The sequence below is a fragment of the Maridesulfovibrio sp. genome (assembly GCF_963666665.1).
In the GTDB taxonomy this organism is placed as follows: domain Bacteria; phylum Desulfobacterota; class Desulfovibrionia; order Desulfovibrionales; family Desulfovibrionaceae; genus Maridesulfovibrio.
This window is the reverse complement of the sequence record NZ_OY762999.1, coordinates 4,235,808-4,261,292: the sequence shown is the minus strand read 5'-3', so window position 1 is coordinate 4,261,292 and position 25,485 is coordinate 4,235,808. Positions and strand designations below refer to the sequence as shown.

Sequence of the window (25,485 nt, the reverse complement as noted above, 5' to 3'; positions counted from 1 at the left end):
TAATGAAATTTTTAGGCCTTACATTGGCATGAGGTAAGGCCTTTTTTAATGGTTTGTCCCGTCCTGAAATAGGTTTACACCCAAAGGACCTATTTTATGAAAAAGGAAGAAACTCAAAGAGTAAAGCGTACTCAGCGGGACTACACAATGGGCTTTAAATTGTCCGTTGTGGCATTAGTTGAAAAGGGTGAAATGACCTACAAGCAGGCCCAAAGGGCCTATGGAATCCAAGGTCGCAGCACTGTTTTAAAGTGGCTTCGTAAACATGGCAGCCTTGACTGGAGCAAGCCAATGGTACATCAGAAAAGAATGCCAAAATCCAAAGAGACTCCAGCACAAAAGATTAAGCGTCTTGAAAAAGAGCTTCAGGAAGAGAAGATCAAAACTATGCTTCTCAACGAAATGATTGATATTTCTGACAGAGAACTGGGTACTTCCATAAGAAAAAAACTTACCCCCGAGCTGCACGAGGTCTTCAGGAAACAAAGCAAATAAGTTTATCTGCTTGCTGTAGACAGCTCGGGGTGAGTCGGCAATCGATATATCAGGCTGAAAAACGCCATAAGGTACGGGAAAAACAGTTCCAAGAAGTAAAGAAACTTGTTTTGAGTCTGCGGGCCAGAATGCCTCGGCTGGGAACGCGTAAGCTTTATTTTTTATTGCGTGAGAAATTTGTAGCTCGTGGAATCAAGCTTGGGCGGGATGCTTTTTTCGCATTATTGCGCAGAGAGCATTTACTGATAAAAACAAGAAAAAATTACACAAAAACTACAAATTCAAAGCATTGGCTCAAAAAACATCCTAATTTATTGAAGGAGTTTAAGCCTCAGTATTCAGAAGAAGTCTTTGTTAGTGATATAACTTACGTAAAAACGTTAAATAAAACATACTATCTATCACTAATCACAGACTCTTTTAGCAGAAAAATTGTAGGTCACAATTTGAGTTCTGATCTTAGTGCCGAAGGGACCACTAAAGCTTTAGATATGGCTATCAAAAACCGAAAAACGCGAAACAAAACAATCCACCATTCAGATCGTGGATTGCAGTACGCATCGTCCATTTATCAAAACAAACTCAAGAAAGCCGAAATGGTCCCATCTATGACAGATGGGTATGATTGTTACCAAAATGCGTTAGCTGAACGTATAAATGGAATTTTAAAACAAGAATTTTTGGTGGTTAAATGCACTAGCTTTGATGAGTTAAATTCACTCGTAAAAGAGTCTATTGAAATATATAATTCTGAACGTCCTCATCTTAGTTTGAAAATGAAAACACCGAACCAAATACATAAACAGGGCTGTGGGGGTACCCCCACAGCCCTGTAGTAAACCAATTAACCGTCAATCTATTTTAGGACGGCTCAGTTAAACGTATTGATTACCATTTAAAAACGATAAGGCCATTTTCTTACAACTTCCGACTAATCCTCTTTCTCCTGTAAAACTTGATCCCAATAATATTGTGTCAACTCGGACATATATCGCATAAATTATACTTAGAACCGTTCTTCAACTTACAATTCCCGATAGCTACTAATTAGCGAAACAAGGCAAGGCTGTTGCCTGGCATACGGAGTTGAAGATGGATATGACAATTGGCGATTTAATTAAATTTAATGAATTTCTGGATTCGACAATAGATCCAAAGAATTTGGATGAGAAATTTATTACTTTAAGACAAGCCGAGCTGGAAGGCATATCAAAGAATTCCGATGTTAAACATTTTCCTTTTATTGCCTTAAGCTATGCGAAATTAATGGAACTGACCGTTCTATTATCTGGAAAGTATGCTGACAATTGCCAAATGGTAAATTTTGGGGACCTTGTGGCAAACCCTAGGCACATTGACGTTTGCATCTTAAATGCTGGATTAATAACGGAAAATTACGGAGTTACGGATAGCATTCCTCTTTGGTTCAAGAAACAAGTACGTGATAGTACTGGCAGCCAATACTCTGAAGATCTGGGGAGAATGGTTGTTGAATCATCATTGCTATTTCATTTTGTTAAAAAAGGCATACTGCTGAGAATAGTAAAAAAAGAAAGGCATAGAAGATTAAGCGATCAGTTCCGGTACTGCATTCCAGTTGATGCTCAGTCTGCTTTTTCAAATTATGTTGATAAGGTCAAACCCCTCGCGCATGCTCCGGTAAAAGCGATTGGCTGTGGAGGCGTAAGAGTCGAATGTACCGATGTTGCGTCATGGCTTGCCAGCAACACAGTATTGAATGTTGTTAAAGGCTGCTTAAAAAACGACCTTATGAATATGCTGAGTGGAGCCATGTCAGATGACTACCTGAAATCAATTAATAAACGACTTGAAAAGGCACATAATTCTTTAGCCTATATAAACATGGGAAGGAAAAATTTTGCTAATTTCCCATATGATGAAAAGGTGCCCATAGCAGAATGGGATGAGATCAATCACACCCTGTGCCATTTCTCGCTAGATAGGTATGGTCTGATTCAGTCAGAGTTAGATAAAAGCCTTTCCAATCCTTGTTACAAAAGCCCTTTTCTGAACAATTTGTTGTTCGACGCCTCCAAAACACAAGACACAAACAATCAGAAACATCACGTAATGTTTCAGCATCATCTGACCTGCCCAAACAATCATCGAGAACTAACCGCTTGAATTAATTCTCTTCAGTCAGCGTAGGCATACCTGTTTTTACCTGATTTTTTAACACTGTACATTGCGCTGTCCGCCTTTTTGATCAATTCATCAGCGCAGCTGCTTTTCTCTTGTGGGCACCACAGCGATATACCGATACTTGCCCCGACAAAGACTTCATTGCCCATGTAAGAGAATGGAGCACTGATAGATTTGATCATCTTATCCGCGATAACCCCCGCATCCGATTTGGACCGGAGTTCGTTCAAAACCACAAGAAACTCATCCCCGCCGATACGGGCAACTGTATCCATTTCACGAACACAGGAGTTCAGCCTGCGTGCGGTCTCTCGGAGCAACTCATCCCCGGCATCATGTCCCAGCGTGTCGTTGACATTTTTGAAGCCGTCCAAATCGATAAAAAGAATAGCAGCAAACATGCTTTTTCTCTTGGCAAGAAGTCCGGCTTGTGTGATGCGGTCCCTCGCCAAGCGCAGGGATGGCAACCCTGTTAGTGCATCGTGTGTAGCTAAGTAACGAATTTTTTCTTCAGCATTTTTGCGGGCAGTGATGTCCTGATTCACACCAATGACCTTCAGGGGGGTGCCGAATTCATCATTGACTACAGTAAAGCAGACAACAACGTGTCTTACCTTACCATTTCGGCATATGATACGATGTTCAATCTGTACAGGTGATTCATCATATTCCCGGTTAAGTATTTTTGTAGTTTCTTCACTCACGACAACTATATCGTCCGGGTGGACAAATGATCTGGTGTAGGTTTCAACAGCCATGGTCATACCGCCTTCCTGCTGGCTGGTTGTTCCATAGATCGAGTAGAACTGCTCATTAAAGGTGAATGTCATGGTCTTTATGTCCAACTCCCAATGCCCCATGGATGCCATCTCCAAGGCCATGGTCAGCTTTCCTTCACTTGCCTTGAGTTCACTCTCCATTTTACGCCGGTCCATGATGATAACCACGCTTTCAACAAAAGCACGGAGTTGAGACGCATCGTCTTCGGTATAATCCTTGTCCTTATTTGCTACCGCAGCCAAAGCAACAACCGTGTCCTGAGAGATAACCGGAACAAGGAGCACCTTGTTGATGGGAACGTGGCCTTCAGGAACACCCTTTTGTTTCAGGTGGGCATGGGGGGAGTTAACGATAAGCTCTCGACGGCCCTCAACCGCTTCGGACCAAAAACTGCCCTTGTGAATAGTAATCTGGACAGATTTATCTTTCACAGAGCAATCTGATTGTACCTCGGGGGACCATGACTGAAGAGAAAGTATATTGTCTTTGACGAGACCGAAAAAGGAATACTTGCTTGATGTCATTCTCTTAGCTTCGTTAAGTATCATGTCGCATAGGTCAGCATAATCAGCTTCAACCATTCGTGAAACATGCCAAAGCGCTTCCAGACGTGCTTTAAGGAGGGCCTGCTCTTCTCTGCTACGTTTGATTTCGGTGATATCCCGAAATTCCACCACTCGAACCTGTTTTCCATTGAAAGAAACATTTCGTGCTTCTACTTGGAGAGGGTATTCATTTCCGTTCTTACAAACCCCAACCACTTCGTAGGGCTTTTCATATCCAGTTGACATGTTGTGTAGAACGTCATTTCGAGACTGCTCGCCGATGAGCAGCAGTCCATTCATGCCGATCAATTCATCACGGGTATACCCCGTTATTTCCGACAGTCTAGGGTTACAATCCAGCATAATGCCATTGTCATGAATGCCTATGCCTCCGGATGAGGCCTCGCTGAAAGCCTTAAAGCGTTCTTCACTTTCCTTGAGTGCTTCTTCGGACAACGTTTTTTCCGTTACATCCAAGTGGGTACCGATCATGCGGAGAGCTCTGCCAGCATCATCTTTTTCCACCACCTGACCCTTGGATTTAATCCACAGATACTCCCCTGATTTAGAGCGCATACGAACAGTGATGTTAAAAGGTGCTGCCTTTTCAAGATGCAGGGCAAGTGACTTCTCAGCTTCAGCAAGGTCCTCGGGGTGAACCAGTTTTTGCCATGTTGAAAAATCCTGAGGTAGCTCATTATAGGCATAGCCGAGCATGGTGTACCAGACTGTGTTGAAGTAAACTTCTCCGGTATCAGTACGCCAGTCCCAGACCCCTTCATTTACAATACCCAAGGCCAAAGCCATCCGATCACATTGTTTGGCTAGATCCAATTCTTTCTGCTTATTTTCTGAAATGTCCCGAAAGGAACATAATACTGCTGGGTTACTGTCCCACTCTATGAGTGAGCCGGAGAATTTCACCCAAAGCGGGCTATCTGTTACGGTTTGTCCTTGGAATTCGCATCGGTCCAAGTCCTGTGCTCCAGACTGGCATGCTCTTAGATATTGAGCCACACTAGATCTATGCTCTTCCCGGACCAAACTTTCCAGACCGTCCGTGGTCAGTTCCGCCAATGTCCTTTTGAAGACACGGGATAAGGATATATTTCCTATGACAATAGCTTCATCTTGAATGATGGCTATGCCTTCCTGAGCATTTTCGAAGAACCTATGGAATTGGATTTCATCACTGGACGGGGGCTGCCTGTCCGCATCGTGTATTGACATAGATCTCCTTTTGCATGGAAGCACCCTGTCTTTTGTTATTAGGGTATAAATACTTTTTTAAAATAATTATTACAAAAAAAAAGGTTCATACACAAGAGTTCCCATTTCCCTTAAACCGCCGAACAAATTTCCTATCTATATAATCCTTAATCCGAAAAGCGAGCGGACCGCCGAAGCTCAATCCATTTTTGTGCAATATGCCTTTTCCGTCCCCGCTATTGAATATGAGCAGATAGGAACCACCCGGATCGAATGCTTTCAGACTGCTGCCTTCGAGCTGCGCGCGCACATTGTGTACTAGTACTGAATTCTGACGAACGGCATAGACCCCCACTTTATCCAGAGGTGACGGCTCGAACCAGATGCAATCACCTCCACCGAAAATTTCCGGATAAGCAACACTTTGCAGATAGCGATTAACCCTGAGCCCCCCATCATTTCCGGTAGCCATGCCCGACGCGGCAAAGACTTTTGAAGGCTCCACCCCCAAAGCCAGAAAAATGATATCTTGTCCATAGTGCTGCCCGTTCTGCAATAAGATGTCGCCTGTTGTCACACGTTCCACGTAACTGCCCTGAACAATTTCGATTCCGCGTTTGTTCAGACTTTTGATCGCAAAATTACGAACTCTTTCCGGATGATTGCGCAAAAATTCGCTGCCAGTAAAAATCTGGATTTTTGCACCGAAGCGCCCCTGTTCTTCGGCTGCTGCCCAAGCGTTACCGGCAATTTCAAACGCCGCGGGACCGCCCCCGCATATACCGATACGCACCGGATGTTCAAAGGCTGTTTCCTGAATCCGAATGCGAGCCTGCAAAAGGTTTTGTATGGGTTTTACGGTATAGATATCGGTGCTGCCCTCGTCCATGAGACTACTGGGGACAAAGCTCCCAAGATTGCAGGAAAGCACGTCGTATGGAACTTCCTGACCCGATTCAAGAATGACCATCCGTTTGTGCGGATCTATACGTGCAACCTTGCCGAGTACGAAATTTCCCCCTCGACTTTCCACCATGGACTTCACATGGAAACTTATTTCTTCGGGCAGGTAAGCACCACCGAGCAGCCCCGGCCCCATACCCGAATAGTAATGACGCTCATCCGGACCGATGACCGTGACGTGATGTCCATCCGCAATAATCTCCGGAATGGCTTCCATGAGCTGCATATGCGCGTGTCCGGCACCGGCAATGACAAGTTCACCCATTGTAACTCCAGTCAGCAACTGTTTTGAATACGATGATAAGGGTTTAAACTATCTACATGTAAAACATATAGCTGCAAGGTGTCCATATTCATCACTTGCCGCAAGACAAAAGAAAAGGGCCGCCCTCTTGCAAGACCGACCCGATAATCCAAGTTCAATATGCCTTTAAACAGTGATCAAATGTTCTCCACTTTTGATGATCTCAGTCAAAGGCACACCCCAGAATATAATCTCAATACCTAACTGTTCAAGTTGAGACTTAACGCCCAATTGATCGGCGCAGGCTGCACAGGCACTGAATTCCACACCTTGTTCTTGGGCCTCGGCAACCAGCTTCTGTATATGCACATCTTCGGCAACCAGCTTTGCCGTGGCACCCCATACAATTACACGAACCTCTTCCCACAAGCTTTTTTTCATTGCATTATACGCATACATCATCACCATTAATTCAGAGGCCACCGGATCGGCATTGGTCCACAACAGATTTAATTTTTTATCATTCATATTATCTCCTGACTGTTTAAAACAGCCTACCTCTTAACACACAGAGGAGCCTCAACAATAAGTACGGTTCTGAGAAGATATATGTAGAACGCAGCCGTTAAGATGACGGTAAAATCTTCAACTGATCCAAAAGAGGAGGATACTGATCAGGCAGAGACAGGTAGGCGATATTCTCCTCCTCACCCCAATAATCAGATTTAGTCAGCCTTAAGCTACCTCGCAGTTCTCCGATTATATTCATCAATTTCCAATTTCTATCGTATACTAAACGGCGGTTGGGATTTAACAAAATGTATTCAATGTCTCTCCTTACAGACTTGGAGAGAACATACGGCAACCTTTTTTTGATCTCACTTTCAGATGCCGAAACAGTCAATTTTAGCTCACCATATAAATCACGCATTTCCAGCCCTCAAATAATCATATGAAGCATTAATGCTGATGAACACCTTCTCCGCAGCTTTCACCGCTTCTTGTCCCAAGGCGTAAAACTTATCAGGATGATGTCTTTGGACCATTTTCAGATATGCATTACGGATGTCATCCTGAGTTGCACTTTCACCAAGTCCAAGAAGAGCTAACGCTTTCAAGCGTGCCTCATCCACTTTAGTGGCGGACGGTCTTCCTTTATAACGGTTTTCATTTTTCCGTTGGCCGTACTTGTTTATCCACCAGGAACGTAAACCGAAGTCAGGATATGGCGGCAGATCTTTATGAGTTATGCCACGGTAAATCTTATTCAGCATCCTGGTTCCGACGTGAAACAGATCTGCAATGAGAAATAAAGCCTGCAATTCTGAAAAGCGGAGGCGGCCATCAGCTATAACCATCAAGACAACCAACTCCAAAAGTTTGTAGTGATCGTTCCGGTTGACAAAAGTTTGCGAAAGGAACTCGCAGGCAAGTTGGACATCAATCAGACTGTTCGGCAACCCTTCAATAATTCTATTAACATCATCAAAATTAAGGTTTCGTGAAATTGATCCTAAAAGTTCAAATTCCTTGTCATCGATCTCCCCATCAACAACCATAACCCAGGCAAGAATTGTCGCAACACAATAACCGCCGGGGTTATTCGATTTCATCAAGATGGGCAGCAAGGCTGAATTTCTAAGATCAGGCATTTCTCACCTCATCGGGCATTCCTTTTGACCAACTAGAGATTAATCACCACCTAATATTAATATAAGTAAAATTTAGAGAAAGACAAAATTAAGAATTATTAATTAATATAAAGGCAAAGCGCCTTTAAATAACAAAATCAATTTTATAACCGGTTCCAAATCCAGATGTAGAGCGCTTAATTTTCCTATTTGGACATAGGTATTCCCTATAAGCCCACCCTAAAATCATCCATAAACACAATAACATTACTATTTATTGACTCATTAAAAGCGAGACAAGTAATAATAAATGCTTTGTACTTTTTTAGCACCCTGCGGACTATACTCCAGTCTGCACAACTGAATTTGTGGCCTTTCAAAAGCGTATGGTTCATCCGGGTAAGGGCTGTTTTTATTGTCGACGATAAAGCCAAACTCAGGATTATGTTCTACTACCCTCAAGAACTGGGCAGAAACATGGATGAGATATTGCGGGCCGTAAAAGGTATGCAAATTTCTGAAGCCAATGAAGTTGCTATACCTACAGGCTGGCCGAACAACGAACTTATCAAAGACTCAGTTATTGTTCTTCCGGCCGACAACGTAAAAACAGCTAAGGAACGCACCGGAGCCACAGACTGCTATGATTGGTGGTTCTTTTAATCGAAGATGCGCAAGAGGGCGGTCTGCCCTCTTGCGCATCTTCGATTCCATTAACCCAAAACGTAGTCCCTTATGTTTTTAAACTATCTCGAATTACGCGCACATGACTCAATAATTCCATTGGATATCATTACTTCTCAAGATTAAAATATTTTGCTGTGACCGCTTGGAGCTTACCATTCCGTGCAAGCTCTTTCAGAACACGCCCGACAGCCTTTACCGCCTCCGGATCAGCATGTTTGGAAAAAACCAGATAATGTGAATAGCTATGGAACGATAAAGGTAAAATCCTCACTTTTTCTTCCAAGCCATCCTCCCTGATTGTATGGACCAGACCAAGATTATGAAAAAAAACAAAGCGTCCTCTGCCCCGAGCAAGCTTCACTAAATTCTGAGAAATGGTCATAGCACCAGAATCTACCAAAAGACCGCCTTGTTTTTCCAGAAAAAGGGCTGACGATGTACCAAGATTACTCATGATCTTGCCCTTTTTGCCGAGCCTGCGGATGTCCTCAAAATTCCTAATAACAATGGGATCATCCCGACGAACAGCAATAACATGATCAATAGAGTAAAGAGGAGGATCTACATATATGAATTCTGTCTCCCGATGTGGGGTACGCGTCATACCCAAAAAAACATCAATACGCCCATGCTTCAAAGCATTCTTGATACGACTGAATTTGATTAACTCCGGTGGCGCGACAAACTTTATATTTTGCGAGTTCTTCTCAATAAGCTCCATAATTTCAACACATAATCCCCGGACCACAGTGCAATTTCCAACAGTTTCATTGTAATACTTGGGAAATCCATCCTGATAATATGTCTTTAATGTAAATGCTGACGCCAGCGATGGAACCAAAAGAACCACAATCAGCACAGTAGATAACAGCTTAATTATTCTAAACATCGACACCTCTGAAACAGACAACCTCATTTTCTAAAACTTATCATACTATACCCGCTAAATATACACAGCAAGATAAAACAAAAACAACATCAATACACCTTACGACGCGAAAAACTTGATCCAATCACAGAAAAGGTATTCTCTACTATGAACAAGACCCTATCATCGTGTCTGAAAGCTATCTCTTCCAACTTTTTCAACTGAATGTTGTTAACAACCGTCATCAAGATATTCTTATCTTCACGCAGATAAGCTCCCTGCCCTTTGATAAAGGTCGCACTCTGCTTCATCTCGTGCAGAATATCATGGCTTATCATTTCAATATTATCTGAAATAATGAAAACAACCTTGCGCTGGTTGAACATTGAGAGGGTCTGCTCCACCACAGTTGATGAAATGAACACCAAAATCAACGAAGCTATTATTATATCAAGAGGGAGCTCAAACAGACTCAGACTGAAAAGAGTTGCATTGAAAACAAGATAGACCTTGCCTATCCCGATATTAAAACGCTGGAACAGATACACGGCAAGCACATCAAGACCGCCGTTTGATCCAAGTGACCGTAAAACCGTTCCAGCCCCAAAGCCCATCATTGCTCCGCAGGCGACAGCTGCATAAGTAGTATTTTGAACGGCCATAGGGATTGAAATAAACTCGTATGCGAGAGTGGCCGCAATGGTTGCGTACAGGCTGTACCAAAAGAAACGTCGGCTTACCTTTATCCACGCAAATAAGAATACGGGTACGTTGAGAATGAAGAACAGCACCCCCGGAGAAAGTACCCCGGTTTTATAATAAATAAGCGAAGCAAGGCCGAAAACGCCCCCAGCAAGAAACTCGTTGGGAACGGCTAAACTTTTTATAGCGATCGAACATATTGCCGACCCCAATGTAATCAATAATAAATTCCACCAAACAGAATAGGTAAAGTCAAAATTAACGGAGCTACCTTTGCCGAGTACGGACTTAACTGGTTCTAACATTTTCCTTGTATCTTTATAGGTTAAACAATTAACCAAAAAGACTAACAGCTTTGAAGCTGCAATTCAAGGAGACTAAAAACAAAACCGATCAGGGACAAGTTATCTTGAAACAAAGACAATGAACTGATTTAACAGGAATTAATTCAACTAAAACCCTCATCATCAACATCATAAATACGAATCTTATTGCTGCGCGGAAATTCCTTTTTCAAAAGTTTCTTAAGCAGCCTTTTCACGCCCTTGAAATCTTCTGTAAACCTCTCGGTATCAAATCCATCCTCAATCACTAAGAATGAATCTTCTCCCTTGCGCAAGATAACCACAGAGCGATCCCGCTTGTAAGTACGTAAATCAAGTCCTTTCCCGACCTGAATCTTCTTGAGCTTGCGCATGACACTTTCTATTGCTGAATCCTTATCAATCATGCATGCGATGATATGTCTCCATATAAATTCATGTCAATCAGCTACCATCCATCCGAAATAAATAATACATTAGTATTTCCTTTTATACTCACTATATGCTACGTTTCCAGCATATTATATCTCCACTCTAAAAGAAACCACGAAGAATTGCCCAACATGAAGCATCATTTCAAAACGACATATAGTTGCTTTATCTTTATCTGCCTATTTTCTCTGCTTAATATATTAACCATTTCAACCGCATCCAGTGCCGCAAAAAAAAGAATAGACGGAATAAATCCGGAATCCATCAAGCAGAGAATCAAGCTCAGCGACGCAGAAGCAGCATGGCTGAAGCAGGATAAAACAGTAACTGTGCGAGTTGGAAACTGGCCGCCGTTCATGATTACGGAAAACGAAGTCTCCGGCATATCAATCGACTACCTTGATCTGATCGCATCAATTCATGGGATCAAATTTAAATACGTTACTCAGGACGAAATTTCCTGGCCTGAAGCATTAAAATCAATTCGCAAACATGACGGAATCGACATGGTTCCGGCTATTCAGCAATCCGATGACCGTAAGGATTTCATGTCCTTCAGCATTCCTTACCAAACCCTGCCTTGGGTTATTGTCACCCGCGATGATGCTGAATTCGTAGGAGGACTGAACGACCTTGAAAGCAAAACTGTTTCAGTTCAAGACCGGTTTATCCTGCAAAAGCAAATAGAAAAGCAATACCCAAACCTTAATCTTCGGATAATAAAAACCAGAACCCCTACACTCGATTCACTAAAAGATGTTGCTACGAAAGAGGTCTACGCCACTATCAATGCACTTCCTGTCGTCGTCTACTTTATCAAGCACTATGGACTTTCAAACCTCAAGGTAGCGGCCCCTGCCAAATTCGATGCCCTTGAACTTTCCATGGGCATCCGAAACGACTGGCCGGAACTTGTTTCCATCATCTCAAAAACAATCCAAGCCATGTCTCACAAGGATGTGGCTGCAATCCACAACACTTGGCTCTCTGTTAATTACGAACCGGGCATCAGCACAACTGAAGCAAAAAGATACGCATTTTTCGGTTTATTAACCCTGTTTATAGTAATTGGGCTGTTCGTAACCATAAACCGCACACTCAAAAAGAAAATTGCCCAGCGGACCAAAGCGCTGATAGCGGAATTGGATGAAAGAGAACGCATCCAGAGAAATTTGAAAATAAGTGAAGAACGCTATGACATGGCTTTACGTGCTGTAAGTGACGGACTTTGGGACTGGAACCTGCAGACCAATGAAGTATATTACAGCCCACGCTACTTCGAGATGCTGGGTTATGAGCCGGATGAATTTCCCCACGAATATAAGACATGGCTCCATTTGATGCATCCGGATGACAGGGAACGGGCCTCTGAGGTCGTAACCGCCTATTTGGACAAATTTCCCTCAGATGATCTAAAATCAATATTTTCACAAGAGTTCAGAATGCTTACCAAAGCAGGAGACTGGAAATGGATTTTATCACGCGGAAGAGTTCCTGAATTTGACAAGCAAGGAAAACCGGTCAGACTGATCGGCACACATATGGACATAACGGAGCGCAAGAATACAGAACAACTGATGGTCCAGACAGAAAAAATGATGTCCATCGGCGGGTTGGCTGCGGGTATGGCCCATGAAATTAACAACCCCCTTGCCGGAATTCTCGGTCACAGCCAAAATATTCGTAACAGGCTGTTCAGCAAGACAAAAGCCAACATTCGTACCGCCGAAAAGCACGGTATTGAACTGCAACAGATTCAAGACTACATGGATGACCGGGAAATCCCCAGAATGATTGATGGAATTCGAACTGCAGGCAACCGGGCAGCCAAAATTGTCTCCAACATGCTCAGCTTCAGCCGTCAAAGTGAAAAAGAGTATTCGCTCCATGAGATTACGAATCTTCTGGAAAAGGCCATTGACCTGTCTGCCAGTGACTACAATCTGGAAAAACTATATGACTTCAGACAGATAAACATAATTCGTGAGTATGAGCCCCAGATTCCGCCTATTTATTGCGAAGGCACTGAGATACAGCAGGTATTCATGAATCTCCTGAAAAACGGTGCTGAAGCTATGAGGGAGAAGGACTACGACCAAGATTCTCCCCAATTCATCTGCCGGATACGTAAAACTGCACGGGCTGTAATAGTTGAAATTGAAGACAACGGTCCCGGCATTGACTATGCGACCCGCTCCAGAATCTTTGAACCTTTCTATACAACCAAAGATGTGGGCAAAGGCACCGGACTGGGACTTTCGGTGTCCTATTTCATAATAACCAGTCACCACAACGGAAGCATGAGTGTTGATTCAAGCCCCGGTAACTGGACCCGTTTCACTATCAGAATTCCATTTGAATGCACTTCATAGTGATGAAAGAATAAAGCTCATACGCCAATAGCTGGTGCAACGAAAAAAAACACATATATTTTAATAAATTTAGTTCTACTTTATTAACTGACTGCTCCCCCTTTTTGCACGGGAAGGGTAATGGTAAACCGTGCTCCCTGACCGGGAACAGAACTGACCGTAAAAGTTCCACCATGATTCTGCGTGATTATGAAATATGAGACTGAAAGCCCCAAACCGGTTCCTACACCGGCCGGCTTGGTAGTAAAGAATGGCTCAAAAATTCTTTTCCGAATCTCTCCCTTTATTCCGGGACCATTATCTTCAATTTCAATAACAACAGAGTCTCCGCTGCTGCGCGTGCGCACATAAATCTCTGGTGTTGAACCGTAAAAACCATGTTCACGCATGGCCTGTGCAGAATTCTTAAAAAGATTGAATAAGACCTGCTCAATCTCGGTCTGTGAACAGACTATATTCGAAACATCTGGGGAAAAATCGCGCACTATATTTATATGTGTGAAGTCATATTTACGCTTTAAATCATAATCCTTGGCTGAAAGTTCCAAAGAATCTTCAATCAAATCGTGAACATTAACAGTTGTTATTATATTTTTTCCGGGCTTGCTGAATTTCAACATATTGGAAACAATTCTGGCTGCCCGCATCCCGGAATCCTTAATCCCTCTGATGACAGGGGTGACCTTACGGGATTCAAGATATTCCTGCATAGCCTCCAGCGAACATCCTGCTTCATTTGCGGCATCAACATTGGCTTTTATATCAGGAGAAAACTTACGCTCCAAATTCTGAGCCCCCTGCACTATACCGCCGAGAGGATTATTGATTTCATGGGCCATTCCTGCTGCAAGTCCACCCACAGACATCATTTTTTCAGTCTGAACCATAACTTCTTCCATGCGCACCCGGGCTGTGACATCATCAATCCTGACCACCACCCCTTTGACCTCAAAACCTCGCAATGGAAAAGCCGTAACATCAAATATCTCTGACGAATCTTCTCTGATTACAGACCGCTCAATGGTTTTTGGAAAATTGTATTTCTTTGCTTCGGCAATCGCATTCACAATATCTTCGCGGCCGGAAAAAAAACTTTCCACATTTTCCGGCTCAATCTCAGTTGAATCAAGATTGAACAACTCCAATGCACGGTTATTACACTGGCAGACATCCATATCCTCATTAACCCAGATCAAGGCTGAAGGCATGGAATCAATGACACTCTGGAAATATCTTTTGGAAACAATAAGGTCATGTTCGCGTTCACGAACCTGTTCGGCCATAGAATCAAAGACCCTGCCCAATTCATCCAGCTCGACAAAACCGCTCTCCTGTGAAGCAGATGTGGGATAGTTGCCGTCGGCAACAGCAGAAAGTTTCCTGACATAGCCCACCAACGGAGTCACTACGGCTTCGCGGAACTCTTTTTTCAATGCAAAAAGCAGTACCATGAAGAAAAATACAACCAAGAGACCTATCAACAAACCTAGAGCAATTACGGGTTGAAACAGATAGTAGGCAGTACACCCGACCAGAAGCTTCCAGCCGGTTCCGGTGATATTAACAACACGGCCAAAGAAAAGGCTGTTCTCAGACCGATAGAATTCCACATCACCGGGCTCCAGTCTTTTTTTAAAGATATCCAAGTTGCCGACATTGGCCTGTATTTTAACCAGTTCACGATCAGGATGAACAATCAGGTTACCATATGAGTCTGCGAGGATTATTATCCTGTTAGAAGACAAGAATCCGTAAATAAATTTCTGCAAGGCACCGAGATCCAGCTCAGCCACCAGCTTTCCGCCATCCTGCACCGGTATACTTATATAAACAACCAGCTTTCCGGAATGCGGAGAGAGGATGGGAGAGGTCAGTACCCGCTTGGCTTTATCCGAAGCGCTGAACCGGATTGGAAAATCAACCCCCTTAATTCCATGCGGAGCCACTGCTATGATATTTTCATTTTTATCCAGAAGAATGAGACGGTCAAACTGTCCGAAACGTTCATGAAGTCCACTAAAATAATTCCGGAGATTATCAACATCACCTTCTCCGCTCATGATAGCCACTGAACGCAGGACATCTTCTGCGCCATCAATATAAAATTCCACATTGCGGGACAGGGATCTGGAAAGATGCACGATCTCCCTCTCCAGGATACTGATCTGATTAAATCCCACAATCGAAACCAGAATGACTGTCATTATCAAGCCTGGCACAAGAATCCATTGAACCAGCTTGCTCTGAAAAATTTCAACAACCGAAGCCCTGCTCATTTCTCTCTCTTTGATACTGTGACGAAATTACCGTTTTTAACGGTCACAATATGTCCGGTGTGCTTTACATCACCGAAATCATCAATTTCAAACGATCCTATCAAACTATTCTCAAAGCCGATTCCGGGAATTACAGCAGCCAGACCTTTTGTACGTCCCCCGTTCCTTTTCACTGCCTCAGCAAATACCTGCACTGCCTGATAGCCGAAGACAGCTGCGAAATTCGGAGCCCAACCAAACCGCTTAATAAATCTATCCTTAAAATCTACGTAAAGTTCTTCCGGGTCGTCTTCTGCAAAATGGACTACAAAGATTATCCCTTCGACGCTTTTACCGCCGGTCTGAATCAATTCTTTGGTATAACCCCACATACTGCTCAGAATTGTCCAATTTGTTTTATTCAGGGTGCAGAACTGAGCAAAACCGGCTAAATCACGTGCCGATGTGACCATGACCACTACATCTGGATTAATGCTCTTCAATTCATCGACAATTTTCTGCCAGTCTATGGAACCTTTTTGTTCACCGAACGTTACCTCACCAACAAGTTTACCACCCTTCGCTGCAAATTTTTCAACAAATACATCTTTATAGGTAGCTGAGAATGCCTGATTTGAAATATCCCAGACTACTGCCAATCTTTTCTTACCAAGCCTATCCGCTGAGTACTCCGCCAGACCTTTAGATAAATCTGTAAGAGTCGGGATTACTCTGAAAAAGTTATCCTTAATCCCTTGCAACAAAGGGGTTGAGGTGGTTGGAGAGATATAAACAACCCCAATGTCTTCCATATCACGAACAGCCACCATAGATTGCGAACTGGTCATATGACCGATAATTGCGGAGACTCCTTCGGCAATAAGTTCTTCATCTGCCTTAACTGCCCCTTCAGGAGTATTGTGATCATCACGGACAAGGAACTCAATCCTGCGACCGTCAATACCTCCTGCTTCATTGATGTCCTCAACAGCCAGCAATGCCCCGTTACGGCCCTGAACGCCTAAATCAGAATATTTACCCTTGAGGGTTCCTGAAAAGCCTAGACGGATGGGATCATCCGAACATGCGCTCAATGACAGACAAAGGAACAACAGCCATACAAAGACGCCCTTTTCAGCCGACTGGAAATAATTTCTCAACATTCGCTCCTCCTGCATTAAGGCCACAAGAACTTACACACAGTATAACCTGAAAGGAGACTGAACGCCAAGAATGATAAATAAAAAAGCCTGCCCCAGCATAAGTAGAGGCAGGTTAACACTTACCCCGGTTGACCCATCCCCTGCTTAGACGTATTTTCATCTTATTTAAATCAACTAAAAGGCACATGCGGAGAACATATGGGAATCAAATTCATACGTAAAAACGCAACAAGACCACCGTTGCTATTTGTCAGCGATGTTCGCCGTGAATTTCTTATAGCCGACATTACCCGCAATTCCGTTCCGCGCGGCATGTATTATCTGCTCATGGGCGTAGCTGCCTTCATTGCATCCATAGGTCTTACAGCCGACAGCCCCGCTGTAGTCATCGGAGCTATGCTTGTTTCACCCTTGATGACACCTATTTTCGGGCTTTCACTTGGATTAGTGCGTGGAGAAATGAGCCTCATCCGCGCTTCTGTCTTTTCGGTAACAGCCGGAATTTTGATCGGAATTTTGGGCGGCATACTTATCGGAAGCCTCCCGATCTTCTTTGAACTGACCCATGAAGTAATATCAAGGACAAAACCCAACCTGCTTGATCTTGGAGTTGCCGCTTTTGCCGGAATAGCCGGAACAGTCGCCCTCATTGACGAACGGGTAAGCCCGGTCATGCCCGGAATCGCTATAGCAACCTCCCTTGTCCCGCCGCTATGTGCCAGCGGACTTTGCATTGCCCTTCATCAATATTCTGACGGATGGGGAGCTTTCCTGCTATTTTTCGCAAACTTTCTGGTTATTCTTTCTGTTGCCAGCGTGCTCTTTATTATTACCGGATTTATACCCCATTCCGAAGATGAACCCCTGCCGCGACTGATAAAGCATTTTTCCATTACCACAGTGGGACTGATCATTGTTGCAGCCTTCCTGACTAAATCCCTCGTGGAGGTTGCCATCTCACGCCAGATCGACAACAGCTTGCGTACCGTGGCAACCCAAGCCATTACATCAATCCCTAATACAACCATTGAAAAGGTAAGCCATGAAATAGATGCAGGCGCAGTGAACGGTTTCATTACTCTTAACGGTCCAACGTCACTCAAGGCCAAGGCTATAAAAACAATGGAAGAACACGCATCGCAAGCTCTTCATAAACCGGTGAAAATCATTGTCCGCACCAGCATTACCCAGAGTATTTCATCCTCACCGCAATCTACAAGCGCCCTGCTCAACGCTCATGCCAAAAAACAACATATAAAGCTGGAGCAAAGCGCTATGATTCTGGAACAGGCTGAACTCCTGCTCCGCAGCATCATATCCGAATACCCATGGTACACCCTTTCAGGCATCAACTACACAAAGCTGAAAAGCGGTCCGGGCCTGATTATCGAGATCAGCGGTCCTGAACGCCCGCTACCGGAATCAGTTGAAAAACTGGAGAATGTGCTACGTAAGAATACCGGAGTAAAGAATCTCTCGCTGATCATCCGCTACTACAAAAGTTATGACATAACCCGCAACGGCAGAAATCTTTTCGGAGTCCACTATTCAGGGAAAGAATCACCGCAAGCCAAAACAATTGAGCAACAAGCGGCAAAATTAATCGGTGAACTGAGAAACATATTCCCAATCCATGTTGAGGCCCAGCCAATGGAGAAAGGATGGAAAATCATGGCGGATGTGACCGGGGCACGCCTTGTCCAAAGCAAGGAAATTAAAAAGATAGAAATGAAGCTTAGCGACATGCTTTCGGCACCAGTCAAACTTTATGTGTATTCGAAGACAGAAGGGGTCATTGAAAATGACGGCATCAAACCCCTTGAATTCTTTAACACCACACACCAGATCAAACGCCTTGATTTGCAATAGAGAATCCATTCTGTAAATATCAAAAAGTCTAAGATAACAATTTAAATCCAGATCAGTCTGGATGCCTTTCCCGCTATTTGTTATGATAATTAAGATTATAAACTTAGCAGCGGGACGAACGATTGAAATACTATCAGAAACTACTTCTTTTAGGCCTGATATTTGCGTTGGTTTGGACCGGGTCCATATTTTTCTTTTACAACAGAATTGTTCAGGCTGAAAAAGACAACATATACAGATCTGCCCTGAAAGAAGCAGAGGTGGCCTTTGAAAAAGACCTCACCTACCGCCGCTGGGTAGCTGGGTTGGGAGGTCTTTACGCCGGAGTATCCTCAAAACTTCAGCCTAACGAGTATCTCCATGTGCCGCAGCGCGATGTTCTTACGACTGACGGCGAAGTAATGACCATGATAAACCCTGCTTACATGATGCGCATGGTATACGGGATGATGGATGAAGATGCCGGTTTGCAGGGCCATATAACCAGCCTTACCCCCATACGCCCCGGCAACGGACCGTCTGAATGGGAAGCCAAGGTCTTAAAGACATTTAAAAACAATCCTGCTGATTTTCACGCACTAGCTACAGAAAATGAAAGGCCGGTTCTGCATTTCATGCGGCCCATGATAACGGAAGAAAAATGCCTTAAATGCCATGCACAGCAAGGATACAAAAAAGGCGATATCAGAGGGGGCATTAGCGTAACTGTTCCGATGTCTGGATACCAGCAAACCATGAAAGCGTTTATTGCCGAGACCAATAACTCATTCATAACAATCTGGATTGCCGGGATACTATCCATAATCATCGTCTTCAACACCCTGAGCCGTTATGAACGGGCTCGCTGCAAAGCTGAAGATGAATTGGCCAAGACTAAAAACTATCTGGCCAATATCATCAACTCAATGCCGTCAATTCTTGTCGGAGTGGACCCGGAAGGAAAAATCACCCACTGGAATATGGAAGCCGAAAAAATAAGCCGCATCAGCTCGAGTGAAGCTGTCGGCCTCCCTCTATCTCAAGCCCTTCCGGATATGCATAATGAGTTGGAAAGAATTCTTATGGCAATGAAAAACCGGGTTATCGAAACTGACTCATTACAAACGAAAACCGACTCCGGAACAACCCGCTACGACGACATCACTATTTACCCGTTAATCGCCAACGGGGTTGAAGGCGCAGTCATCCGCATTGATGATGTGACCGAGCGTATGAATCTGGAACAAATGATGATCCAGTCTGAAAAAATGATGTCTGTGGGCGGGCTGGCCGCAGGGATGGCCCATGAAATCAACAATCCTCTGGCCGGTATTTTAGGACATGCGCAAAACATAGAGAAACGCTTGTTCAGTGATATAGAAACGAACAAAAGCGTTGCCACTGAATGCGGAATTTCGCTCGTGAACTTACGCGCGTACATGGACAAGCGCCAAATTCCAAAGATGCTCAGCGGGATTAAGGAATCAGGAAACCGTGCAGCAAAAATAGTTTCCAATATGCTCAGCTTCAGCCGCAAAAGTGATAAGATTAGCAGAAGCTGCCAATTGGACGAACTGCTTGAGAAAACCATTGAACTGGTAGCCAACGACTACAATTTGAAAAAGCATTATGACTTCCGAAAAATTGAAATCATTCGCCAGTACGATGAAAATACTCCTGCTGTTCTTTGCGATGGCAACGAAATACAACAGGTGTTCCTCAACCTGCTTAAGAACGGTGCAGAAGCTATGAGCGAAAAAAACTACGAACATGAGCAACCTAGATTCATCTGCCGTATTAAATCCGAAGACGGAATGGCTATCACAGAAATCGAAGACAATGGACCGGGGATCGTTATAGACCCGGTAAACAGGATTTTTGATCCTTTTTTTACCACCAAAGGTGTGGGCAAGGGTACTGGTTTGGGGCTCTCAGTGTCCTATTTTATTATTTCCGACCAGCATAACGGAATTATGGAAGTGAATTCGGTTCCCGGTGAGTGGACAAAGTTCACAATCAAGCTCCCCCTTAAATAAGCAGCATACATCAAAAGCAGAGGGGGCTCCGTTTGCACAGAGCCCCCTCTTATATACAGTGAGATACAGCGGTTAAGCTGCGTATGTTCTACTATTTGAAAACCATGGTAGCTTCAACAGCTTTCTGCCAGCCTTCGTACAGCTTTGCAGCTTCGGTTTCTTCCATTTTAGGATCGAACTCACGGTCAATGCCGAAGTTCTTTTTGATGTCGTTCTTGTCTGCCCAGAAACCAACTGCCAGACCTGCGAGGTATGCAGCACCGAGAGCGGTGGTTTCAATGCACAGAGGACGCTCAACAGGAACACCGAGGAAATCGGACTGGATCTGGAGCAACAGGTCGTTAGCTACTGCACCGCCGTCAACGCGAAGTCTTGCCAGTTCGATACCGGAGTCAGCTTCCATTGCGGAGAGAACATCTTTGGTCTGGTAGCAGAGGGACTCAAGGGTAGCACGAACAAAATGTTCTTTGGTGGTACCACGGGTCAGACCGAACATTGCACCGCGAACTTCGGAATCCCAGTAAGGAGCACCGAGACCAACAAATGCGGGAACCATGTAAACGCCTTCGGAGCTCTGTACGCGGGTTGCGTAGAGTTCGGAATCTTTAGCGTCGCGGAACATTCTCATACCGTCGCGCAGCCACTGAACAGCGGAACCTGCTACGAAGATGGAACCTTCAAGAGCGTATTCAACTTTACCGTCAACACCCCATGCGATGGTGGTCAGCAGGCCGTTCTTGGAGGGAACTGCTTTTTCACCGGTGTTCATGAGCATGAAGCAACCGGTACCGTAGGTGTTCTTAGCCATACCTTCTTCGAAGCAAGCCTGACCGAACAGAGCTGCCTGCTGGTCACCGGCCATACCGGAGATGGGGATTTCGAGGCCCTGGAACTTATCTTTGTGGGTGTTACCGTATACTTCGGAGGAAGGACGAACTTCGGGAAGCATGGAAGCAGGAACATTAAGAGCTTCGAGGATTTCTTCGTCCCACTTGAGTTCGTGGATGTTGTACATGAGAGTACGGGAAGCGTTGGTGTAGTCAGTTACGTGAACTGCGCCGCCGGTGAGCTTCCAAACCAGCCAAGTGTCAATGGTACCGAAGAGAAGGTCGCCGGCTTCTGCTTTTGCACGGGCGCCTTCAACGTTGTCGAGGATCCATTTTACTTTGGTACCGGAGAAGTATGCGTCGATGAGCAGACCGGTTTTTTCACGAACAACGGGATCAAGACCTTTTGCTTTAAGATCGTTGCAGATGTCCATGGTCTGGCGGGACTGCCATACGATTGCGTTGTATACGGGCTTACCGGTGTTCTTATCCCAAACAACAGTGGTTTCACGCTGGTTGGTGATACCGATAGCTGCGATTTCTGCAGCAGGAACGTCGGAGAGGGCTTCAGCAACTACGGACTGAACGGAAGACCAGATTTCACTAGCGTCGTGCTCAACCCAACCCGGATTGGGAAAAATCTGGGTGAATTCTTTCTGGGTAACTTTTACGATCTGACCAGCTTTGTCGAAAATGATTGCGCGAGAGCTGGTAGTACCCTGGTCAATTGAAAGTACGTATTTCTTTTCCATTTTAAATTTCCCCTTTTGGTAATTAGGGGTGAAGCAAAACTTCACCCCGTATTATCATTTAAGTTCTATCTATCAATCGTGAAATTTAGCCGACAAGAGCTTTGTAAACCAGAGCACCTGCAACACCGCCGCAGAGAGGGGCTACAACAGGAATCCAGGAGTATCCCCAGTCGCTGCTGCCTTTACCCGGGATGGGAAGAACAGCGTGAGCAATACGGGGACCGAGGTCACGAGCAGGGTTGATAGCGTAACCGGTGGGGCCACCAAGAGAGAGGCCGATGGATACGATGAAGAAACCTACGATCAGGGGGTTAAGACCCTGAGTGAATTCGTTGGCACCGATACCAAGGATGATGAATACCAGGAAGAAGGTGCCGATAAATTCGCAGAGGAAGTTTTCCGCGGTGCAGGGAATAGCGGGACCGGTGGAGAATACAGCCAGTTTAAGGCCTGCATCCTGAGTGGGTTCCCAGTGGCATTTGTAAGTAAGGTAGCAGATTACTGCACCGAGGAATGCGCCGAGCATCTGGCCGGCAATGTAGAGGGGAACCTGTGCCCAAGGGAAATATCCACCGGCAGCAAGACCAACGGTAACAGCAGGGTTGATGTGTGCACCGGAATATTTACCGGCTACGTAGATTGCAAATGTTACTGCAAATCCCCAACCCATGGTGATGACAATCCAACCACCGTTCTGACCTTTGGATTTTTCAAGAAGGACGTTGGCAACTACGCCGCAACCGAAAAGGGTAAGAATCAAAGTACCAATTACTTCGCCTAAGAAAGGACTCATAATCACTCCCACATCTCTTAAAGCAGTTAAAACACAAATTCGTTTCTTTTCGGAAACGAATACCACCTCGCGCTCGAATATATCTCACGCTTTTTCCATTTCCTATGAGTTAACACTATTTTGTAACAAACAAAAAATCAACCCCATAATGTTCAAAATCGAAAAGAAATTTTCACTTTAGACTTTCGGTTTAGCAAAAATAGTTTGATATTAAACAGTTGCAACATCTATTTCCGAAATATATTTTCTCTTCTAACACCTCCTTACCCGCCAGTAGCACTGGTTTTATGAAACACAACAACATCTACGTCCCTTTTACCTGAAACGAAAAAGACGCACACATGTTAACACAAACGATCCAATGTAAGCACTTATGCATACTAAATGAACACCTGAGTAAAGAAATTGAGATGGAATATACTCGATTTCCAACATGGACACACTATTTTTTTGCACTTAAATGAAAAAAAAGAAGCCGTCGGCCCAGGCGACCGACGGCAAAGGGAAGTGGTGACGGGGGTAGGGAAGCCCCCCATCGTTCTTTGGAGAATATTGTGCACTAAAAACAGTGCGAAATATGTTCATGCAATAGTCCGGATGGGTGTTGATGCAGTAGGGATACATCAACACCCGAACCGTGAAATCGCAATATATTATGTTAGTCTACAATGTAGTTCTTAGCCAGCTCCTGGAACTGTTCAACCTGCTCTTTGACCCAAGCTTCATCTTTACCAAGCTCTTTAGCCATGATTTCAGCAGCTTTGGGCGCAACTTCATTAGCAGCCTTAGCATCGATGATCAGCGCTCTGGTCCTGCGAGCCAGTGCATCACCAACGTTATGTGCCCATTCGTGACGTGCAGCCCAGACAACTTCGAGCCAGGAGTAAGGCAGTCTTTCATGCATGCGGGCATTGAGCTCGGGGTATTCTTCAGCCAGAGCCATAATTTCAGCAGCTTCGCTACCGTAAACATGCATATGATCGTTGTGATCAAACTCTTCAGTATAGCCATGCAGCTTTACATTCTTGGTCACGCAGGGACGGAAAGGCAGGCCGCCCATCTGGATTGCGTTATCAATGCAGTCTTCAGCCATATGTCTGTAAGTTGTCCATTTACCACCGGCGATAGTCAGCAGTTTATTGGGAGATACAGTCAGGTAATGGTCCCTTGAAAGTGCGGAGGTGGATTCGGAATCACCTGCTGCGATAAGGGGACGGATACCGGTGAAAACACTGCGTACATCAGCGCGGGTAGGAGCCTTTGCAAGATAACGTGCAGAATGCTCAACGAGGAAGTTGATTTCCTCTTCAAGAGGTTTGGGCTCCATGCAAACACCGTCAAGAGCGGTATCGGTGGTACCCACAACAACCTTGCCGTGCCAGGGCACGAAGAAAATTACACGGCCATCATCGGTCTTGGGAACCATGATACCGGTTTCGCCACCGAGGAATTCACGATCGATAACGATATGAATACCCTGGCTGGGTGCGATCAGTTTCTTATGCTCGGGGTTATCCATGTTCATAACGTCATCGGTGAAAATACCGGTGGCGTTGATCACAGCCTTGGCTTTGAGCTCGTAGGTTTTGCCGGAAAGCTTATCTTCAGCCTGAACACCACAGACATAACCGGTGGAGTTCTTAACGAGGCTGGTAACCCTGGTGTGGTTCATGGGGCAACCGCCCATATCAGCCATGGTGCGGGCGAGAGTGAGAGCAAGACGAGCATCGTCGAACTGACCGTCATGGTAGGTCACGCCGCCTTTAAGACCTTTAGCGAGAACACCGGGAACTTCCTGCATTACTTTACCTTTAGTAAAGATCTGGGAAGGACCGAAGCTGTATTTTCTGGCCAGCATGTCATAACATTTCAGACCGATACCGTAGTAAGGAAGACCCCACCATTTATAGTCGGGCACGATGAATTTCTGGTTGTAGCACATGTGCGGAGCGTTCTGTTTGAGAATTCCACGCTCGTACAGGGCTTCCATAACCAGAGAAATATTACCCTGAGCAAGGTATCTGACACCACCGTGAACCATTTTGGTACTACGGCTGGAAGTAGCTTCGGCGAAATCGCCCTGCTCAAGAAGAAGAACGGAATAACCACGGGCAGCAGCATCAAGACCGGAACCGAGACCGGTAGCACCACCACCTATAATAATGAAATCCCAGACTTTTGAGCTATCTTCCATCTGCTGAATATAATCTGAACGTTTCATGCAACACCCACTCTATAAACCGACCGCGAACGGTGGATAAAAATTGTAATGAATATACGAACCCGAAACCGAGGCTAAAAACCTTTCGAAAGTTCGGATTCCTCCCTCACATCATAATTTCAAAACGAAACGCCGAAAATTTCTAAACCACCTCTTTCCGTTTCGCTTTTGAACAA

Annotated in this window: 19 protein-coding genes; 6 read left to right on the top strand and 13 right to left on the bottom strand. The window is 44.6% G+C overall.

Going from position 1 to position 25,485, the window contains the following annotated elements:
- The first annotated feature begins 96 nt into the window (after positions 1 to 96).
- Positions 97 to 1,331, top strand: a protein-coding gene (locus ACKU40_RS19450; protein WP_320173021.1) for an IS3 family transposase whose coding sequence is annotated in 2 segments (ribosomal slippage) — positions 97 to 451 and positions 451 to 1,331 — 1,236 coding nt in all. Because the reading frame shifts where the segments join, the coding sequence is not laid out codon by codon here.
- Between the two features lie 256 nt (positions 1,332 to 1,587).
- The gene (locus tag ACKU40_RS19445) at positions 1,588 to 2,640 is read left to right on the top strand and encodes a hypothetical protein (RefSeq protein ID WP_320174429.1); all 1,053 of its coding nucleotides are present in this window, start codon (positions 1,588 to 1,590) and stop codon (positions 2,638 to 2,640) included.
- An 11-nt stretch (positions 2,641 to 2,651) separates the two neighbouring features.
- Here the strand turns inward: ACKU40_RS19445 and ACKU40_RS19440 are convergent, their stop codons facing one another.
- The 5 genes from ACKU40_RS19440 to ACKU40_RS19420 form a co-directional block, all read right to left on the bottom strand.
- The gene (locus ACKU40_RS19440; RefSeq protein ID WP_320174428.1) at positions 2,652 to 5,213 is read right to left on the bottom strand and encodes a PAS domain S-box protein; all 2,562 of its coding nucleotides are present in this window, start codon (positions 5,211 to 5,213) and stop codon (positions 2,652 to 2,654) included.
- 85 nt (positions 5,214 to 5,298) lie between these two features.
- Positions 5,299 to 6,420 (bottom strand): FAD-dependent oxidoreductase, encoded by a 1,122-nt coding sequence (locus tag ACKU40_RS19435; RefSeq protein ID WP_320174427.1) that lies wholly within the window; start codon positions 6,418 to 6,420, stop codon positions 5,299 to 5,301.
- 165 nt (positions 6,421 to 6,585) lie between these two features.
- Positions 6,586 to 6,927: a DsrE family protein gene (locus ACKU40_RS19430; RefSeq protein WP_320174426.1), complete on the bottom strand. Its 342-nt coding sequence runs from the start codon at positions 6,925 to 6,927 to the stop codon at positions 6,586 to 6,588.
- A 97-nt stretch (positions 6,928 to 7,024) separates the two neighbouring features.
- Entirely contained in the window at positions 7,025 to 7,330 is a 306-nt protein-coding gene (locus ACKU40_RS19425; protein ID WP_320174425.1) for a hypothetical protein, read from the bottom strand.
- Complete coding sequence (locus ACKU40_RS19420; protein ID WP_320174424.1) at positions 7,323 to 8,051, bottom strand: DnaJ domain-containing protein; 729 nt, start codon at positions 8,049 to 8,051, stop codon at positions 7,323 to 7,325. Before ACKU40_RS19420 ends, ACKU40_RS19425 begins: the two co-directional genes overlap by 8 nt.
- Positions 8,052 to 8,396: 345 nt before the next feature.
- Between ACKU40_RS19420 and ACKU40_RS19415 the strand changes: the two genes are divergently transcribed.
- On the top strand, positions 8,397 to 8,693 hold the full coding sequence (locus ACKU40_RS19415; RefSeq protein WP_320174423.1) for a hypothetical protein: 297 nt from the start codon (positions 8,397 to 8,399) through the stop codon (positions 8,691 to 8,693).
- Between the two features lie 130 nt (positions 8,694 to 8,823).
- Here the strand turns inward: ACKU40_RS19415 and ACKU40_RS19410 are convergent, their stop codons facing one another.
- From ACKU40_RS19410 to ACKU40_RS19400, 3 genes are all read right to left on the bottom strand, one after another.
- Positions 8,824 to 9,606, bottom strand: coding sequence for an ABC transporter substrate-binding protein (locus tag ACKU40_RS19410; protein ID WP_320174422.1), 783 nt, complete (start codon positions 9,604 to 9,606; stop codon positions 8,824 to 8,826).
- A gap of 89 nt (positions 9,607 to 9,695) precedes the next feature.
- The gene (locus tag ACKU40_RS19405; protein WP_320174421.1) at positions 9,696 to 10,592 is read right to left on the bottom strand and encodes a YitT family protein; all 897 of its coding nucleotides are present in this window, start codon (positions 10,590 to 10,592) and stop codon (positions 9,696 to 9,698) included.
- Between the two features lie 143 nt (positions 10,593 to 10,735).
- Positions 10,736 to 11,017 carry a hypothetical protein gene (locus tag ACKU40_RS19400; protein ID WP_320174420.1) on the bottom strand — a complete coding sequence of 94 codons (282 nt, stop codon included), beginning with the start codon at positions 11,015 to 11,017 and terminating at the stop codon, positions 10,736 to 10,738.
- 156 nt (positions 11,018 to 11,173) lie between these two features.
- On the opposite strand from ACKU40_RS19400, the gene ACKU40_RS19395 reads away from it, so the two are divergent.
- Entirely contained in the window at positions 11,174 to 13,414 is a 2,241-nt protein-coding gene (locus tag ACKU40_RS19395) for a PAS domain-containing protein (protein WP_320174419.1), read from the top strand.
- An 83-nt stretch (positions 13,415 to 13,497) separates the two neighbouring features.
- Here the strand turns inward: ACKU40_RS19395 and ACKU40_RS19390 are convergent, their stop codons facing one another.
- Positions 13,498 to 15,690: an ATP-binding protein gene (locus ACKU40_RS19390; protein WP_320174418.1), complete on the bottom strand. Its 2,193-nt coding sequence runs from the start codon at positions 15,688 to 15,690 to the stop codon at positions 13,498 to 13,500.
- A complete protein-coding gene (locus tag ACKU40_RS19385) occupies positions 15,687 to 16,832 on the bottom strand; it encodes an ABC transporter substrate-binding protein (protein ID WP_320174417.1) in 1,146 nt (381 codons plus the stop codon). Before ACKU40_RS19385 ends, ACKU40_RS19390 begins: the two co-directional genes overlap by 4 nt.
- Before the next feature lie 198 nt (positions 16,833 to 17,030).
- On the opposite strand from ACKU40_RS19385, the gene ACKU40_RS19380 reads away from it, so the two are divergent.
- Together ACKU40_RS19380 and ACKU40_RS19375 are read left to right on the top strand one after the other, a co-directional pair.
- The gene (locus tag ACKU40_RS19380) at positions 17,031 to 18,701 is read left to right on the top strand and encodes a DUF389 domain-containing protein (RefSeq protein ID WP_320174416.1); all 1,671 of its coding nucleotides are present in this window, start codon (positions 17,031 to 17,033) and stop codon (positions 18,699 to 18,701) included.
- Between the two features lie 122 nt (positions 18,702 to 18,823).
- A complete protein-coding gene (locus ACKU40_RS19375; RefSeq protein ID WP_320174415.1) occupies positions 18,824 to 20,716 on the top strand; it encodes a DUF3365 domain-containing protein in 1,893 nt (630 codons plus the stop codon).
- A 91-nt stretch (positions 20,717 to 20,807) separates the two neighbouring features.
- Here ACKU40_RS19375 and glpK read toward each other — a convergent pair whose 3' ends face one another.
- From glpK to ACKU40_RS19360, 3 genes are all read right to left on the bottom strand, one after another.
- On the bottom strand, positions 20,808 to 22,295 hold the full coding sequence (gene glpK, locus ACKU40_RS19370) for a glycerol kinase GlpK (RefSeq protein WP_320174414.1): 1,488 nt from the start codon (positions 22,293 to 22,295) through the stop codon (positions 20,808 to 20,810).
- A gap of 85 nt (positions 22,296 to 22,380) precedes the next feature.
- Complete coding sequence (locus ACKU40_RS19365; protein WP_320174413.1) at positions 22,381 to 23,088, bottom strand: MIP/aquaporin family protein; 708 nt, start codon at positions 23,086 to 23,088, stop codon at positions 22,381 to 22,383.
- 658 nt (positions 23,089 to 23,746) lie between these two features.
- On the bottom strand, positions 23,747 to 25,309 hold the full coding sequence (locus ACKU40_RS19360; RefSeq protein WP_320174412.1) for a glycerol-3-phosphate dehydrogenase/oxidase: 1,563 nt from the start codon (positions 25,307 to 25,309) through the stop codon (positions 23,747 to 23,749).
- Positions 25,310 to 25,485: the final 176 nt, after the last annotated feature.